The following is a 17,401-nucleotide window of genomic DNA, read 5'->3' as shown; positions in this document are numbered from 1 at the left end:
ATCCAGTACATTTTTGTTTTGAAGCTATAATAAAAAGGATATCATTCTTTCAAAACAGAACAATATCCTCTCAAATGTATTACAATCACCAAAAATCTTACTATGGTTTTATTTGCTGAAGAGTCTTAATATCATACATTACTAATTCTCCATTTTTATTGTAAAACTGAACACCTTCTGGCTGAAAGATTAGAAACTTAGGATCGATTTGTGCAATTTTTGCTAACTTTTCTATATGTTCATTTAAAGTTACTTTATCTAACCCATAGTTTGGTAAATCATCGTCATTTTCTTCTTTGGAGCTTTCTTTATTTTCTGAAGGAATTTCGTTGGTTGTACCAGTCTCATTTTCCCCTATATTTTTCTTCGGTTGCTCCTCAGTTTTATCTACAACAGTCTTATTTTCATCACTATTTTCAGTATTGTTTGAATCAGGTTTTAATTCTTCATTAGTATGCGTAGACGTTTCAGTTTTGGATTCTTTTTCTTTCATCCTTTTGGCTATTAAGTCTTGCGCTTGTTTCCATTCTGCTTCTGATAAGTCGGATTGAGTGATACTTCTCAATGAACCTCCTCCAGCTCTTGGAATACTAAATGATTTGTCTCCCCATACAAAAGTTTCTTTTGCCAATACATCTCTCGGATCAAAAATATAACCATCTGGAGTTGCAAATCGACCTTCTGCAAGAGCTTTCTGAACTTCTTCAGCAGAATGGATAATTTGCCAATTCTGCATTCCAGCGCGTTTTTCAAGAGGAGTCACATTAGCAATAACGGAACCTGAGTCCTCGTGACCCGGCTTAGACCAAACTTCAGGACGAACCTCAGGGTGTTGCATGACATATTTAATAGTCGCAATTTGATTAGGCTCTAACCATGAGTAAGGAACAACATGAATATGATCAATATGTGGGATAATGAATGAAGTGCCAGTATCATAAGTGGTATTCGCTGCATGCATCGGCAAACTTGAGACATCTACAGCCAATCGTGGTTTGATCCCTGTGTCCACAATATCATAGCGATAATGATCTCGATCCTTAAGCATAAGTTCTTGTTCAGAAAAAGCAATTTGAGTAAGATCAAGTTCATCTCGAGAGTAGAAGTATTCTTTTCCGTTTTCTTTAAGAACATAGCCAACTTTACCATCTTTAGTCACTTTACCAGTCACTTTTTTTGAATCAAATTTTGGTTTTTCTTTGTTATCCATATTCTCTGAAGGAATAACACTCTCATTAGGTTGACCTTTTTCCTTCATCCACTTGCTAACTTCATCTAATTCAAATTGTTCTAACTCTCCAAATCCCACATAATGGAAATGATTTCCATGTCTCGCTATAATGCCTGATTTATCAACTGAATAGATAGAATCTTTACTGAATACATATCCATCACTAGTATCGTATGGTTTACCATCCAGACCTTTACCATAAGCCTTAATTGAATTTCCTAAAAATGTATGCTCAACCGTACTATTTGCTGGCTTTTGAGTATTTAATGGCCTGTTGTTTCCGTTATTTTGTCCTTTTACAGAAATCATTCTCGCAATCTTCTGCTCTAAGTCAGACATTTGAGAGTAAGGGATAAAATGGTAATGGTCGCCATGAGGTACTGCAACACCATTCGCAGTTTTTCTTGTGATTTGCGCTGGATCAAAGACAAGTCCATCAGATTCGACGTGTCGTTGACTGAGCGGCAAGGCGTAAAGTTGTTTCAGAAGGCTATCAATATCCTCATCGCTTTGACTTGCTTGGCTATCGTCGCTACTGTTACTGTTGTTAGCCGTGTTTGTGTTCGTATAGCCACTACCTTGATTATTATAGGATGGAGTCCATCTATCTACATCGTAACTACTACTGTTGTTATTGGTACGGCGATAAGTAGGCGTATTCGATTGACCACTTCTACCAGATAGGAAGGCTTCTGCCGCAGCCAATTCGCTGGCTGATAACTCACTCTTAGGAATATAATGGTAATGGTCGCCGTGAGGAACGATATAAGCATCACCAGTATCTTCAATGATATCAGAAGCATTAAAGATGTAGCCATCATCTGTGGTGTAGCGTCCTTGTGAACGTGCCAAGGCTACCGCGCCATCATTTGCTGAAGTTCCTCCTTCACGATGCTGACTATGCTCTTGTTTTTGTCGATTGATTTCTTCTTTTGTACGGACATTATCCGCATGGGATGCGTCCTTAAGGTAAACATAGTATTTTCCATCTACCTTGATAACATAACCGCCCTTGATTTCACTGACAATATCCTCGTCCTTGAGCTGGTAGTTTGGATCCTTCATCAGCAACTCTTCACTGATGATAGCGTCATAAGGAACCTTACCATTGTAATAATGATAGTGGTCGCCGTGCGAAGTAACATATCCTTGGTCTGTTATCTTGATGACGATTTGTTCGGCATTGATGCCTTCTTTTTTGCTGACCTCATCAGGAGTCAGATTCTCTGTTTTTTGCGCTGCTTGTTTACCATAAACGTAAGACACACGATTATTTTCCTTGACCGTTCTAGCTTGATACAGTCCTAACTCATAAGAACAGACACTTAAAATCAAGGCTGCCGCAGAACCTGCTAGGTATTTCTTATTCATTTTCATCATCTCCTTATTTTAATTCTTCTGCAAGAACATTCATATTTTCTTCAAGGTTTTCTAAGTAAGTTTTATCATTTTCAGGATCTGCTTCCAAAGGATTGAGTGTCTTTAGACTAACTCCCGTTGATTTAACCAAGGTCTCAGCGACTTTAGAAGAAGCGTTGCTCTCAGTAAAGATGGTTTTAACCTTATAGGTTTTAACGAATTCCTGAATTTCTGTTAGTTGTCTCGGACTTGGCTCTTGTTCAGGGGAAATCCCTGCTATACCAAGTTGTTTCAAACCAAAGCGTTTAGCGAGATAAGAAAAGGCTGTGTGTTGTGTAACAAAGGTCTTTTGACTCGCTTTTTCAAAAATAGGCTGGTACTTCTTAGTCAATTCTTGGGCTTTAGCGATAAAGTTTTTAGCATTCTTTTGATACGTTTCCTTATTAGTACTGTCAATCTCCGAAAGTTTGTCAGCGATAATCTGAGCTTCTTCACCTGCTTTTTCTGGATCTAACCAAGTATGTGGATCATAGAGTGTTTTTTCATCGATGCCGTCACCAGCTTCTACATCTTCCAAACCTGGTACACGCTCCAAGGTCATTCCTTCAGAAGCTTCTAAAACCTTAACTTTTGAGTTTTTCAAGTTTGGATCCAAACTTCCCGCCCAAGATTCGAGCGTATGAGAGTGGTAGACAAAGACATCCGCGTCATAGATAGCAGCAATGTCATTCGCTGAAGGTTCATATGAGTGAATCCCACTACTTGACTGAATCATCCGTACGTCATTCAAGTCACCTGATACCTCTTTGACCATGGCATAGATTGGGTAAAAACTTGTTACAATCTTCATCCCTTTTGCTTCTTGTTTTTCTTTTTGGCTACATGCTCCTAAGACAAGAACCAAGAGACTTACCACTAATAATAGAAATATTCTTTTTTTCATCGTTACTCCTTAACTAGTATTTAACCATTTAATTAACTAGTAAATAGTTTATCTTTATTTACACTATATGTCAAGATATTTTCATGAAAAAAATGAGAATTAGAACTTACATTCTATTCTCATTTTCGATTTTATCTTTTCTAGATCTCCTATCCTGTTTTTAGGATCTAGAAAATGCTTCTACCTTTACTTGCTCTCCTTTAATAAAGCCAACAACTTTTCAGCTTCTGCCATAATGGTATTGTTGTCCTGGGCGCCAAATAGCAAGTTATTCTTTAATCCCGTGAGAGTTTCTTTAGCATTGGACTTGATAATGGGGTCTTGAATTTTTGCAAGTAAATCTTCAGCCTCTCTCAACTTCGCTTCAACCTTTTCAGTCTCAACCTGAGTTTCTTCTGGCTCCTCTGGTGATTCTTCCTCAGGTTCCTCAGTTGGTTTTGGAGACTCTGGTTTCTCACTCTGCGGTTTCTCTTCGCGAGGTTTTTCTTCCTCAGGTTTTTCTGTCCGAGGTTTCTCCACTGATGGTTTTTCAGTATGATTATTATCAGCTTGACCATTTTGGTTTCTTTGAACATGGTCACTTGCATTGCCCCATCCACTATCTGAATGCGGACGTTCGTTTGGATGTTCTACATAGTACTTCACAGTCGCAAAGAGATCCTCTAAAGTATACCCCTTAGGATCCTCATAAAGACCTTCGTCAAACCACTCAAATTTGATGTTATGGTAATGGTCATAATGAGGAATAATCAAGCTTCCGTTTTTGACTTCCACAGTATGTTGGAGATTGTAAGGCATACGATCAAGTGGCACCTTCTTAGCTGCTTTCACGCGGTTGTAGATAGCTTCTGCTCCCTTAGCCTCACTATTTCCTGAATTCTGATGGTCTGTCGAAGGAGGCGTTAAACCTTTCTCTTTAGCATAAGCCTGGGCTGCCGCTCTTTCAGCTTCAGACAAACTATCTTTCTTAATCCAATGACTATGGGTCATATGTGGAGTTACATAGGCATCCCCCTCATCACTGGTGATATCACGAGGATCAAAGATATAGCCATCTTCCGTTGTATACTTGCCTGCCAACTTGGCTACTTGAATCTCATCATCAGTATAAGCAATTTGCGCATTTGATTTTCCTAAACGTTCCGGATGACGAATCGGTGCTAGGAAGGCCAGGATATCATCGACCAACTGGACTTTATCACTTGAGGCATCGTTGAGTCGTTCCAACAGTTTATCCAAAGCATCAAATTCAGCTTGACGCCCTTTATTATCAAGTAAGTCTTGATGAACTCTTGCTAGTAAATCATAAGCCTTATTGTAAAATCCTTGATCACCAGATGGGAGGTTGGTTTTCTTAGCTCCGAGCTTATGAGACAAACTTTCTTGCTTGTCTAGTTTACTATCAACGGCCGCAGCAGTTTCTGCTGAAAGCTTCTTGGCAGGAATATAACGTGAGATTCCATTCTCCTCAAATACATAGCCATCAGCTACTTTTCGAATCACCTGTTTAACTAATTTTTCGTCAATTGGATTGCTTGGAGATGGTTGAGGATTTGGTGCAGGTTGCGGGCTTGGACTAGGTTCCGGAGTCGGTTGTGGACTTGGTTCTTCTGGTCTTGAATCTGGTACCCAATGGTTTGAACGATAACGAAGGGGAATAGTACGAGCAATTCGTTCTTCCAATTCAGACATTTGTTCATAAGGGATAAAGTGGTAATGGTTACCATGAGGCACAGCAACTCCTCTAGCTGTTCGACTTGTAATCTGTGCTGGGTCGAAGACAAGGCCATCAGATTCTACGTGTCGTTGGCTCAGAGGCAGTTTGTAGAGCTGTTTCAAAAGACTATCAATGTCATCACTTTGACTTGCTTGACTATCGTCGCTACTGTTGTTAGATGTGTTCATGTTCGTATAGCCACTGCCTTGATTATTATAGGATGGGATCCATCTATCTACATCGCTACTGGTACTGTTGTTATTGGTACGGCGATAAGTAGGCTTATTTGATTGACCACTTCTACCAGATAGGAAGGCTTCTGCAGCAGCCAATTCTCTGGCTGATAACTCACTCTTAGGAATGTAATGGTAATGGTTGCCATGAGGAACGATATAAGCATCACCAGTATCTTCAATGATATCAGAAGCATTAAAGATATAACCATCATCTGTGGTGTAGCGTCCCTGTGAACGTGCCAAGGCTACCGCACCATCATTTCTTGGAGTCCCACCTTCACGCTGCTGACTATGCTCTTGTTTTTGTCGATTAATTTCTTCTTTCGTACGGACATTATCGGCATGGGCTACATCCTTAAGGTAAACATAGTATTTTCCATCCACCTTGATAACATAACCACCCTTGATTTCACTGATAATATCCTCGTCCTTTAGCTGGTAGTTTGGATCCTTCATCAGCAACTCTTCACTGATGATAGCATCATAAGGAACCTTACCATTGTAATAATGATAGTGGTCTCCATGTGAAGTGACATAGCCTTGGTCTGTTATCTTGATGACGATTTGCTCGGCATTGATGCCTTCTTTCTTGCTGACTTCATCAGGAGTCAGATTCTCCGCTTTTTGTGCCGCTTGTTTTCCATCTATATAGGAAACACGATTATTTTCCTTGACCGTTCTGGCTTGATACAGTCCCAACTCATAAGAACAGACACTTAAAATTAAAGCCGCCGCAGAACCAGCTAGGTATTTTTTATTAATTTTCATTGAAACTCACTTTCTTTTTGATATTTCTAGTTGCAATTCATTTCTAAATTGCAGAAACTCCTCTCTAAAAGTTAACTGGTTAATAGTTTACTCCTAAATTTGGAACTTGTCAAGAATTTTATGAACCAGTTAATGATTTTTTTGTTTTCTACACTATCTTCTATCTGAACAGTCTGATTTGAGAATCCTATATTGAAAATCAATCACCAAATTTTTAAAACAAAAAATCCCTGCAACTGAGTTGCAAGGACCTTTCAATTAATCAAAGTCAACGTATTCTTTTTGAAGTTCAAGAACTTCTTCCATTGTTGAGCATTCTGTAAGGGCACGGTTTGCGTACTCTTCCATCTTAGCTGTATCCAATTTCTTCATCAAGCTACGTGTACGAAGTACAGATGTTGCTGACATAGAGAACTCATCCAAGCCCATTCCGACAAGAAGTGGAACAGCCTTTTGGTCACCAGCCATCTCACCACACATACCTGCCCATTTACCTTCAGCGTGAGCTGCTTTGATAACATTGTTAATCAAACGAAGTATTGATGGGTTGTATGGTTGGTAAAGGTATGAAACTTGCTCGTTCATACGGTCTGCTGCCATTGTGTATTGGATCAAGTCGTTTGTACCAATTGAGAAGAAGTCAACTTCTTTTGCAAATTGGTCTGCAAGCATTGCTGCTGCTGGGATTTCGATCATGATACCAACTTGGATATTATCCGCAACTGCAACACCTTCAGCAAGAAGGTTTGCTTTTTCTTCGTCAAAGACTGCTTTCGCTGCACGGAATTCTTTCAAGAGCGCAACCATTGGGAACATGATACGCAATTGACCGTGTACAGACGCACGAAGAAGAGCACGGATTTGTGTGCGGAACATAGCATCTCCAGTTTCAGAAATAGAGATACGAAGGGCACGGAATCCAAGGAATGGGTTCATTTCATGAGGCATATCGAAGTAAGGAAGTTCCTTATCTCCACCGATATCCATTGTACGAACGACAACAGGTTTACCATTCATTCCTTCAAGTACAGCCTTGTAAGCTTCATACTGCTCGTCTTCTGTTGGGAAGTCTTGAGAATCCATGTACAAGAACTCTGTACGGTAAAGACCAACAGCTTCGGCACCGTTGGCATTGACACCTTCAACGTCTTTTGGAGTACCGATATTAGCAGCCAATTCAAAGTGTTTACCATCAGCAGTCACTGTTTGAGCATCTTTCAAAAGTGCCCATTCAGCTTTTTGCTTCGCATAAGCTTCACCAGCAGCCTTGAATTCTGCCGCTTGCTCATCAGTTGGGTTGATAATCACTTCACCTGTGATACCGTTAACGGCAAGAATGTCACCATCTTTAACAATTTCAGTGATGTTGTTTGTACCCAATACTGCTGCGATTTCAAGTGTACGCGCCATGATAGCTGAGTGGCTTGTACGTCCACCAATGTTGGTTACAAAAGCTTTTACAAAGTTTTTGTCCAATTGAGCTGTATCTGAAGGAGTCAAGTCATGCGCAATCACGATCACTTCTTCATTGATAGAAGCTGGGTTTGGCAATTTCTTACCAAGGAGATTTGCCAATACACGTTTTGTCACGTCACGGATATCCGCTGCACGTTCTTGCATGTATGGGTTGTCTTCCATACCTTCAAAGATAGTGATAAACATGTCTGTCACTTCTTTCAGACCTGCTTCTGCATTCACTTTCTTCGCACGGATTGTTTCCTTGATTTGGCTGATCATTTCTGGGTCAGCAAGAACCATTAAGTGAGCGTCAAAAACTTGAGCAGCTTCTTCACCGAGCGTACCTACTGCTTTCTCACGAATAACAGAAAGCTCGTCTTGTGATGCTTTTAGAGCGGCATCAAGGCGAGCTTCTTCTGCGTTTGTATCTTCGACTGTAACAGTCTCAAATGACAAATCCGGTTGAACGAGTAGATATGCTTTTGCAACTGCAACACCGTCTGATGCTGCGATTCCTTTAAGCATTTCTGTCATTTTCCTTATGCCAATCCTTCTTTTTCCATAGTTTCAGTGATTGCAGCGATTGCATCGTCAGCATCTGCACCTTCAGCTGAAATTGTAACATCAGCACCTTGGCCAACACCAAGACTCATAACACCCATGATTGATTTAAGGTTTACTGATTTACCTTTGTACTCAAGAGTGATATCTGAAGCAAATTTGCTAGCTGTTTGAACCAACAATGTTGCTGGACGTGCGTGGATACCTGTTTCTGCCACTACGTGGAAATCTTTAGAAGCCATAGTTCGACTCTCCTTTAATTGTTTCTTATTTGGATTATATGTGATAACCCTTACAAGACTGTATTATATCACCTTCTAGATAATTTTTCAAGTATTTTATGGACTTTTACTGAAAATGAAATTGCTTCTTTTTCTATCATACAGGTACTATGGGAAATTTGGGCACTAATTATTAATAGTATAGAATTATCTAGTTAGCCACTTGACGTAAAATAATCTTTTGATGTCTCACATTAAAATAGATATACTTAAGTAGTGTAAGCATGGCTAAAAATTCAATCTATTCCATTCAAATAAAGTGCCCAACCAATCAAAAACGATATTATGGGCGAGTCTTAAATTATTGACTTGACAATGAGCATCTGCACCGCTTTCGGACTCAAAAACCTGAAGTTTAGTTTGCGGATTTTTAGATTTAAGCGCTTCATAAATTACCTTAGTTTGTCGTTGCAGCTCAGTACCTTCTCCCTTTCCCATTATAAACAGGCAAGGACATTGAATTTTTTGATAATCTACAATCTTTGCATAGTTAAATACATCATCAATAGCACTCTTAAAATCAGAAGTACCAAACTGCCATGCATACTTTTTAAGATTCAAATTTGCTGATTCATTCAAATTTCCAGCTAATTTTAAAATGGCATTTATTAACCAACTAGGTGCTTTCAAACTTGATCCAAATTCTTTTCTGAAAAGTTCTGCAACGTCGTAAATAGGGGTACTAGCAATCCAAGCATGAATTCTTGGATCCTTTTCAACAGCTTGTGCGGTAAAATATCCCCCTCCGCTGACACCATAAATGGCTAAATAATTTAGTTTAGGATTTCTATTTTCCAACCAGTCTATGCATAATGAAATTGGAATAGAAGCATCCACATCAAAGACCAGCCCTCTACTAGGATTGCTCCCTTGACCGGGAAGGTCAACCATTAAAACATTATAATTTCGTATCCATCCAGGATATCCTGCAAAGTAAAATAAATCTTCGCGATAAGTATCACCTCCACCAATCATGATTAGCGTTGGGCAATTATCGCCGCTATGAAGATAATAACCAGGCAAGTAAGAACTCTGATAGGGAATAGTTAATTTTTCAATCGGTGCACCTAGTGAATGAATTGCACTAGAAAACACCTTCTCCATTTGACGAACGGTCGATAAATACTCTTCAGAAAATGGATCGGTAAACTGGATTGCCGAGCGAAGTGAGTAGGTCTGTGCAAGATAATACTGCGCCTTTGTTTGTTCACTCAATCCTGAATTACTTGCTGCTTGTTCAAGATAGTTTACATGCGATAAAAATACATTTTTCCAGTCATCAGGCTTTGGTGAATTACCTAACTTTTGAGCAAGATAATACAGCTCTCCATGAGAGAAGCCAAAAACTTCACCGATTCCTAGCAACCAATTAAAGAAAAAATCCGTATCCCCATTCTTAAAAAATACGCGAGTAGATTGCCGCTTTAAAATAACCTTGTTTTCTTTCACCACGAACCTCCTGATTTGCGTTCTTTCATTTATTAATCCCATTTCCCTAACAACATTATACTATATATATCCACAGTAAGTATAAGTTTCTAAAGTGAATAACTCTATTCTAATAGTTTTTGCATATTCAACATTTATCTAACTCATCTACTGTCTTTTATGTTTTTTAAATAGTCTACATACCTAAATATCGTAATCGCTATAAACTCTTTTCATAGCTTCATTTTTAAATTTATACCTATCTATAAGTTCTATGGTCACTACTAGTATACCACATAAATCGAATACTTCCCAAAAATTACAGTCATATACTCTCTATCAAGAATACGAAATTCATAATCTATTTGGATGAATGCAGTATAATCCAACATCTTCATTTTAGTTATCTTTTAAATATTTTAACACAAAATATAGGGACATCTTGTGCAGAGAATTTCTTTTTCATTAATATTACAGTTTCTGTTTTGTTAAAGCATTATCTCAGCTAGACTTATTCCTGTTCTTACGATTTTTGCTATTTTCTTCGTTTTCCTTTCTGATAGCTTGCTGAAAATCTTCTATTTATATTGCCAATATACAGTATGTAGTTTTTTTATTTTGAGAAAGTTTGATAGTTCAACGGAAATCAAAATTTATGTTTTCAAAAAACACTATATCTTGTGTTTTGATTTCAAAACCGTAACTTTTTAGCACAAGATTTAGTTTAAAAAGTTTGACAAAGTTTTTTTTTCTGATATACTAAGAAAGTAATCTATTTTGAAAGAGGAGTTACGAAAATGGTAACCGTTTATTCTAAAAATAACTGTGTCCAATGTAAGATGACCAAGCGTTTCTTGGACAGTAATAATATCGCTTATCGTGAGATCAATCTTGACGAGCAACCTGAGTATATCGATCAAGTTAAAGAGCTCGGTTTCAGCGCTGCTCCTGTTATCCAAACACCAACTGAAATCTTTTCAGGTTTCCAACCAGGAAAACTAAAACAGTTAGCATAATTTTAGTGCATCATCCAGAAGAAATTGCTTCTAGGGCTAACTTAGAGGCCTTTCTTTTGTAATCAGGTTAGATAAGGAAAATTTTATGGGATTAAAACATCTTGAAGACGTGACTTACTTCCGTCTCAATAACGAAATCAACCGTCCTGTTAATGGACAAATCATGCTTCATAAAGATAAGGAAGCCTTGGATGCTTTCTTTAAAGAAAATGTGGTTCCAAACACTATGGTTTTTGATTCAATCACTGATAAAATCAACTACCTCATTGAACACAACTATATCGAAACTGCATTTCTCAAGAAATACCGTCCAGAGTTTTTGGAAGAATTGCATCAATTTATCAAGGACCAAAACTTCCAATTCAAATCATTCATGGCCGCCTATAAGTTTTACAACCAGTACGCCTTGAAGACTAATGACGGTGAATATTACCTTGAAAGCATGGAAGACCGAGTCTTCTTTAATGCACTTTACTTTGCTGACGGGGATGAAGCGATTGCGACTGATATTGCCAATGAAATCATCCACCAACGCTACCAACCTGCTACTCCTTCCTTCTTGAACGCAGGCCGTGCTCGTCGTGGGGAATTGGTCTCTTGTTTCTTGATTCAAGTAACTGATGACATGAACTCTATCGGACGTTCTATTAACTCAGCTCTTCAACTTTCGCGTATCGGTGGTGGTGTGGGAATTTCCCTCAGCAACCTTCGTGAAGCTGGAGCTCCTATCAAAGGTTATGAAGGTGCTGCTTCTGGTGTCGTACCAGTTATGAAACTCTTCGAAGACAGCTTCTCTTACTCCAACCAACTTGGGCAACGTCAAGGTGCTGGGGTTGTCTACCTCAACGTCTTTCACCCAGATATCATCGCTTTCCTTTCCACTAAGAAAGAAAATGCTGATGAAAAAGTTCGTGTAAAGACTCTTTCACTTGGTGTTGTAGTACCCGATAAATTCTACGAATTAGCTCGTAAAAATGAAGAAATGTACCTCTTCAGCCCATATTCTGTAGAACTTGAATACGGCGTGCCATTCAACTACATCGACATCACTGAAAAATACGATGAATTAGTCGCAAATCCAAATATCCGCAAGACAAAAATCAAGGCGCGTGATTTGGAAACTGAAATCTCTAAATTGCAACAAGAATCTGGTTACCCTTATGTAGTCAACATTGATACGGCCAACCGTGCTAATCCAGTAGATGGTAAGATTATCATGAGTAACTTGTGTTCTGAGATTCTTCAAGTTCAAAAACCAAGCTTGATCAACGATGCTCAAGAATTCCTTCAAATGGGAACAGACGTTTCATGTAACCTTGGATCAACCAACGTGGTCAACATGATGACTTCACCTGACTTTGGTCGTTCTATCCGCGCTATGGTTCGTGCCCTTACTTTCGTTACAGATAGTTCACACATCGTAGCTGTCCCTACTATAGACTACGGAAATAGCTTAGCCCACACCTTTGGTCTTGGTGCTATGGGACTTCATAGTTACCTTGCCCAACAACTGATTGAGTACGGATCACCTGAGTCAATTGAATTTACAAGCATCTACTTTATGCTTATGAACTACTGGACCTTGGTTGAGTCAAACAATATCGCACGTGAACGTGGTATCACCTTCCACAACTTTGAAAAATCAGACTATGCTAACGGTAGCTACTTCGACAAGTATGTAACAGGCGAATTTGTTCCAAAATCAGACCGTGTTAAAGAGCTCTTTAAAGATGTCTTTATTCCAAGCGCTGCTGACTGGGCTGAACTTCGCGAAAAGGTTCAAGCAGATGGACTTTACCACCAAAACCGTCTAGCTGTTGCTCCAAATGGTTCTATCAGCTACATCAACGATGTTTCTGCTTCTATCCACCCGATTACGCAACGTATCGAAGAACGTCAGGAAAAGAAAATTGGTAAGATCTACTACCCTGCCGCAGGTTTGTCAACAGATACTATCCCTTACTACACTTCTGCCTACGACATGGATATGCGTAAGGTGATTGATGTTTACGCTGCTGCAACTGAACACGTGGATCAAGGGCTTTCACTCACTCTCTTCATGCGTAGCGACATTCCAAAAGGTCTTTACGAATGGAAGAAAGAAAACAAACAAACGACACGTGACTTGTCTATTCTTCGTAACTATGCCTTTAACAAGGGTATAAAGTCTATCTACTACGTCCGTACCTTTACAGACGACGGTGGAGAAGTTGGTGCTAACCAATGTGAAAGTTGTGTGATTTAATCTTTGTTGGAGGGAAGTATGCATAAAAAATTAAAACTAGATAAATATTTAAACTATATTATTTTTGAAACTCTAGCTTTTCTATTGATGTTTTATATTATTATGACGATTGTTATTGCGTTAGATCCTAAAACCACACTACAAAGTCTCTATCTTTGGTGCATTGCTGTAACAAGTTTTGGATACTCTATTGTAAAACATCTTTCATTACAATTTAAAAACGACCAGCGTATTACGCTGTTACCAATAAGTTATTTATTAGGGTTTTACGGACTACAATTTTTAATGATACTTACAAATTCTACCACTGATGTTAACTACACTCCCCAACTTAACTTATTAACTCTAATATTTATTGCGGTAAATGTTATTGATAAGGTGCTTGATCATTATTTCAAGGAGAAGTAATCTATGGAAACTTACTACAAAGCCATTAACTGGAATGCCATCGAAGATGTCATCGACAAATCAACTTGGGAAAAGCTGACGGAGCAATTCTGGCTCGATACGCGTATCCCCTTGTCAAATGACCTAGACGACTGGAGAAAACTATCAAACAAGGAAAAAGACTTAGTAGGAAAAGTCTTTGGTGGTTTGACCCTTTTGGATACCATGCAATCTGAAACAGGAGTTCAGGCGCTTCGCTCAGACATCCGAACACCGCATGAGGAAGCTGTTTTCAACAACATCCAATTTATGGAATCTGTCCATGCAAAATCCTATTCTTCTATCTTCTCTACCTTGAATACCAAGGCTGAGATTGAAGAAATCTTTGAATGGACCAACACCAACCCTTACCTACAAAGAAAAGCTGAAATTATCAACGAAATCTACCTCAATGGTACGCCTCTTAAAAAGAAGGTTGCCAGTGTCTTCCTTGAAACCTTCCTCTTCTATTCAGGTTTCTTCACTCCGCTCTACTACCTTGGTAATAACAAACTTGCCAATGTTGCGGAAATTATCAAGTTGATTATCCGTGATGAGTCTGTTCACGGAACTTACATTGGTTACAAATTCCAACTTGGTTTCAACGAATTGCCTGAAGAAGAGCAAGAAAAACTTAAAGAATGGATGTACGACCTGCTCTACACTCTCTACGAGAACGAAGAAGGTTATACTGAAAGTCTCTATGACGGTGTTGGTTGGACCGAAGAAGTTAAAACTTTCCTTCGCTACAATGCCAATAAAGCCCTTATGAACCTAGGACAAGATCCACTCTTCCCAGATTCAGCTGATGATGTCAATCCTATCATCATGAACGGTATTTCAACAGGAACTTCTAACCACGACTTCTTCTCTCAAGTCGGAAATGGTTACCTCCTTGGTGAAGTTGAAGCCATGCAAGACGAGGATTACAACTACGGTTTAGACTAATTTGGCCAATCATTCAAATATCATGGTTTGTTTAAAACAACCATGGTATTTTTGTTTTTGTTTTATTTTGTTTTTTTATTTGATTGATTGAGCGTTTTATGGTAAGATAATAATAGTAGAAATCGAGGTGATAAGGATGCTAAAGCAAGAAAAACTAGATAGTATTCTAGAAGCAGTAAACACAAAAGGCACTATTACTGTAAAAGAGATTATGGAGAGTCTTGATGTGTCAGATATGACAGCTCGCCGCTATTTACAAGAATTGGCAGATAAGGACTTGCTGGTTCGTGTGCATGGTGGTGCTGAAAAACTTCGTACAGGTTCTCTATTAAACAACGAACGCTCAAATGTCGAAAAACAAGGCTTGCAGATTGCTGAAAAACAAGAAATTAGCCGTTTTGCAGGTCATTTGATTGACGAAGGTGAAACTATTTTTATCGGGCCAGGAACAACCTTAGAATGTTTTGCTCGTGAGCTCCCTATTGATAACATTCGTGTCGTAACAAACAGTCTTCCTGTTTTTCTCATCCTAAACGAACGAAAACTAACAGATTTGATCTTGATTGGTGGAAATTATCGCTCTATCACTGGTGCTTTTGTAGGGACACTTACCTTACAGGATTTGACCAATCTTCAGTTTTCTAAAGCTTTTGTAAGCTGTAATGGTATTAAGGATAAGGCAATTGCTACTTTCAGTGAAGAAGAGGGCGAGGTACAACGAATCGCCTTGAACAATGCCAATAAAAAATACTTACTGGCAGACCACAGTAAGTTTAATAAGTTTGATTTTTACAATTTCTACAATATCTCAGAAATTGATACCATCGTTTCAGATTCCAAACTGAGTCAGGAGACATTTGAAGAACTGTCGAAACAAACAAAAATTATTCTTTCTAAACCATAAAACTGAGGATTGATAAAATATAAAATGCGTCATATCAAGAAAATAAGAATCTTGATATGACGCATTTTTTGATGAAGATTTTTACAAAGAGTTTCCTAGATTCTTTATGATTGTTGAAACGGCATAAAATCTGAATCAAAGGAGATATTATCCCGTTCTTCAGGACGAATAAAATTTAAAAAAATATTTTTAAATTCTTCCAGCTCATAGTCTGAATGGCAAATCCATTCTTTACCGGTAGAGACATACCATTTCCCAAGATTTTTCAGCTCTTCATTAGTCAAACAAGGTATTTGAGAACATTTATCAAAATTGATAATATAAACTTTTTCATAAATTGATTGGATAAAATCTTTGAACATCTTTTGCCTCACTAGAATTCTATATCTAATTACTAATTCTACTAGTCTATAATCTGACTTTCCGCTACTTTCTTGTACCAGTGAGCTGATTTCTTTGGATAGCGCTCCTGGGTTTCAAAATCAACATAGAAGAGGCCGTAACGCTTTTCGTAACCATTTGACCAAGAAAAGACATCCATCAGAGACCAGATAAAGTAGCCTTTGACATTGGCTCCATCAGAGATTGCATCTGCAATCACTTCCATATGTTTCTTAACATAATCAATCCGTCCATCATCGTAGACTGTCCCATCCACAAACTCATCTTTGTATCCGAGACCATTCTCTGTGATGTAGATTTTCTTGTAATTTGGGTAATCTTTCTTCACGCGCATGATTTGATCATACAAACCTTGAGGATAGATAATCCAGTCCCAGTCCGTACGTGGCACATAATCTGGAGCTACACGGCGTCCGACTCCCTTAATCTGATACTTAGAGCTTCCTTTTTCACCCTTACCGTTATGAATGATTTCTGTTTCGCCATCAAAGGCTTGCATCCAATCACTCATGTAGTAGTTAATACCAAGGAAGTCGTTCAGGTCTTTTGCTGCTTCTAGCACAGCAAAGTCTTCTTCACGCAGATCTAAACTTCCACCATTGACTGCTAAGATATGGTTGACACCTTCCATCGTTTCTTCGGAATATCGTCCTAGATAAGTCGCATCCAAAATAAATTTATTGTGAATGATATCTTCTAACTCGGCTGCACGAACATCTGCTGGATTATCTGGATCCATAGGATACTTAGTAGGCAGGGCATGAACCACACCAATCTCCCCCTTGTAACCCTTATCCTTGAAAAGTTTTACTGCACGCGCATGCGACACCATCATATTGTGATGAGATTGGAAGACTTTGGCAAGGTCGTACTGGATACCTGGAGGAAATTTCCCAACCAAATACTGACCATCTCCTATCGGCCCAATTTCATTAAAGGTTGTCCAATAGTTGACTTCAGGAAATTCTTCAAAACAAAAGGCTGCATAATCCACAAAGTGATCAATATTTTCTCTATTCAGGAAATCTCCGTTTGAATGAAGTGCTTCTGGCGTGTCAAAGTGATGAAGAGTCACGAAGGGCTCAACATGCCGTTTGTGGCACTCTGCAAATAGATTATGATAGAACTCAACCCCCTTGTCATTAACCTTCCCATAACCCGTTGGAAAGATACGTGACCAAGCGATTGAAATACGGATACCATTGACACCATACTCTTCTGCAAGTTTGAGGTCAACTGGGTATTTGTGATAGAAATCACTGGCTGGTTCAGCAGTGTACCAGTAGTTATCTTTGAGGTATTTGTCCCAGGCGACTGGCCCTTTACCATCAGTATGTGTAGCACCTTCTGCTTGGTAGGCTGCTGTTGCTCCGCCAAAAATAAAGTCTTTTGGAAGTGTTTTTGTCATTTGATTCACCTTTCAAGAAATAGAAATGAGATGGGGGTATAGTTGGGAGGAGTTCCTCCATCTCACTTCT

Annotated in this window: 13 protein-coding genes; 5 read left to right on the top strand and 8 right to left on the bottom strand. The window is 38.8% G+C overall.

Annotation, left to right across the window (positions count from 1 at the left end; translation table 11 throughout):
- Window positions 1-100: 100 nt before the first annotated feature.
- The 6 genes from MK396_RS05165 to MK396_RS05140 form a co-directional block, all read right to left on the bottom strand.
- Complete coding sequence (locus MK396_RS05165; RefSeq protein ID WP_268723873.1) at window positions 101-2,608, bottom strand: pneumococcal-type histidine triad protein; 2,508 nt, start codon at window positions 2,606-2,608, stop codon at window positions 101-103.
- Between the two features lie 7 nt (window positions 2,609-2,615).
- Window positions 2,616-3,533 (bottom strand): metal ABC transporter solute-binding protein, Zn/Mn family, encoded by a 918-nt coding sequence (locus tag MK396_RS05160; RefSeq protein ID WP_268723872.1) that lies wholly within the window; start codon window positions 3,531-3,533, stop codon window positions 2,616-2,618.
- Between the two features lie 186 nt (window positions 3,534-3,719).
- On the bottom strand, window positions 3,720-6,254 hold the full coding sequence (locus MK396_RS05155; protein WP_268723871.1) for a pneumococcal-type histidine triad protein: 2,535 nt from the start codon (window positions 6,252-6,254) through the stop codon (window positions 3,720-3,722).
- Between the two features lie 258 nt (window positions 6,255-6,512).
- On the bottom strand, window positions 6,513-8,246 hold the full coding sequence (ptsP, locus tag MK396_RS05150; protein ID WP_007519770.1) for a phosphoenolpyruvate--protein phosphotransferase: 1,734 nt from the start codon (window positions 8,244-8,246) through the stop codon (window positions 6,513-6,515).
- 5 nt (window positions 8,247-8,251) lie between these two features.
- Entirely contained in the window at window positions 8,252-8,515 is a 264-nt protein-coding gene (locus MK396_RS05145; RefSeq protein WP_000146948.1) for a phosphocarrier protein HPr, read from the bottom strand.
- A 267-nt stretch (window positions 8,516-8,782) separates the two neighbouring features.
- Window positions 8,783-10,003, bottom strand: coding sequence for an alpha/beta hydrolase family protein (locus MK396_RS05140; RefSeq protein WP_268723870.1), 1,221 nt, complete (start codon window positions 10,001-10,003; stop codon window positions 8,783-8,785).
- Between the two features lie 776 nt (window positions 10,004-10,779).
- Here MK396_RS05140 and nrdH point away from each other — a divergent pair.
- From nrdH to MK396_RS05115, 5 genes are all read left to right on the top strand, one after another.
- Window positions 10,780-10,998, top strand: coding sequence for a glutaredoxin-like protein NrdH (gene nrdH, locus MK396_RS05135; RefSeq protein ID WP_000259238.1), 219 nt, complete (start codon window positions 10,780-10,782; stop codon window positions 10,996-10,998).
- An 85-nt stretch (window positions 10,999-11,083) separates the two neighbouring features.
- Window positions 11,084-13,243, top strand: a complete 2,160-nt coding sequence (gene nrdE, locus MK396_RS05130; RefSeq protein WP_268723869.1) for a class 1b ribonucleoside-diphosphate reductase subunit alpha — start codon at window positions 11,084-11,086, stop codon at window positions 13,241-13,243.
- Between the two features lie 18 nt (window positions 13,244-13,261).
- Window positions 13,262-13,651: a hypothetical protein gene (locus tag MK396_RS05125; RefSeq protein WP_254736065.1), complete on the top strand. Its 390-nt coding sequence runs from the start codon at window positions 13,262-13,264 to the stop codon at window positions 13,649-13,651.
- Window positions 13,652-13,654: 3 nt separating this feature from the next.
- Window positions 13,655-14,617, top strand: coding sequence for a class 1b ribonucleoside-diphosphate reductase subunit beta (gene nrdF / locus MK396_RS05120; protein ID WP_254736064.1), 963 nt, complete (start codon window positions 13,655-13,657; stop codon window positions 14,615-14,617).
- A gap of 136 nt (window positions 14,618-14,753) precedes the next feature.
- Entirely contained in the window at window positions 14,754-15,521 is a 768-nt protein-coding gene (locus MK396_RS05115) for a DeoR/GlpR family DNA-binding transcription regulator (protein WP_268723868.1), read from the top strand.
- A 104-nt stretch (window positions 15,522-15,625) separates the two neighbouring features.
- On the opposite strand, the gene MK396_RS05110 is transcribed toward MK396_RS05115, so the two are convergent.
- A complete protein-coding gene (locus MK396_RS05110; protein WP_125840206.1) occupies window positions 15,626-15,883 on the bottom strand; it encodes a DUF3884 family protein in 258 nt (85 codons plus the stop codon).
- Window positions 15,884-15,924: 41 nt separating this feature from the next.
- Window positions 15,925-17,331 (bottom strand): 6-phospho-beta-galactosidase, encoded by a 1,407-nt coding sequence (lacG, locus tag MK396_RS05105; protein WP_268723867.1) that lies wholly within the window; start codon window positions 17,329-17,331, stop codon window positions 15,925-15,927.
- Between the last annotated feature and the right edge of the window lie 70 nt (window positions 17,332-17,401).

Origin of the sequence: Streptococcus oralis, from assembly GCF_026782235.1 — a bacterium.
In the GTDB taxonomy this organism is placed as follows: Bacteria; Bacillota; Bacilli; order Lactobacillales; family Streptococcaceae; genus Streptococcus; species Streptococcus oralis_CC.
The sequence above is the reverse complement of the archived record's forward strand: the minus strand, read 5'-3'. Positions and strand labels throughout refer to the sequence as shown.

What these genes read in the sequence shown, in the direction of transcription:
- MK396_RS05165 (WP_268723873.1), bottom strand. Translation starts at nt 2,608, where the DNA reads ATGAAAATGAATAAGAAATACCTAGCAGGTTCTGCGGCAGCCTTGATT.
- MK396_RS05160 (WP_268723872.1), bottom strand. Translation starts at nt 3,533, where the DNA reads ATGAAAAAAAGAATATTTCTATTATTAGTGGTAAGTCTCTTGGTTCTT.
- MK396_RS05155 (WP_268723871.1), bottom strand. Translation starts at nt 6,254, where the DNA reads ATGAAAATTAATAAAAAATACCTAGCTGGTTCTGCGGCGGCTTTAATT.
- ptsP (WP_007519770.1), bottom strand. Translation starts at nt 8,246, where the DNA reads ATGACAGAAATGCTTAAAGGAATCGCAGCATCAGACGGTGTTGCAGTT.
- MK396_RS05145 (WP_000146948.1), bottom strand. Translation starts at nt 8,515, where the DNA reads ATGGCTTCTAAAGATTTCCACGTAGTGGCAGAAACAGGTATCCACGCA.
- nrdH (WP_000259238.1), top strand. Translation starts at nt 10,780, where the DNA reads ATGGTAACCGTTTATTCTAAAAATAACTGTGTCCAATGTAAGATGACC.
- nrdE (WP_268723869.1), top strand. Translation starts at nt 11,084, where the DNA reads ATGGGATTAAAACATCTTGAAGACGTGACTTACTTCCGTCTCAATAAC.
- MK396_RS05125 (WP_254736065.1), top strand. Translation starts at nt 13,262, where the DNA reads ATGCATAAAAAATTAAAACTAGATAAATATTTAAACTATATTATTTTT.
- nrdF (WP_254736064.1), top strand. Translation starts at nt 13,655, where the DNA reads ATGGAAACTTACTACAAAGCCATTAACTGGAATGCCATCGAAGATGTC.
- MK396_RS05115 (WP_268723868.1), top strand. Translation starts at nt 14,754, where the DNA reads ATGCTAAAGCAAGAAAAACTAGATAGTATTCTAGAAGCAGTAAACACA.
- MK396_RS05110 (WP_125840206.1), bottom strand. Translation starts at nt 15,883, where the DNA reads ATGTTCAAAGATTTTATCCAATCAATTTATGAAAAAGTTTATATTATC.
- lacG (WP_268723867.1), bottom strand. Translation starts at nt 17,331, where the DNA reads ATGACAAAAACACTTCCAAAAGACTTTATTTTTGGCGGAGCAACAGCA.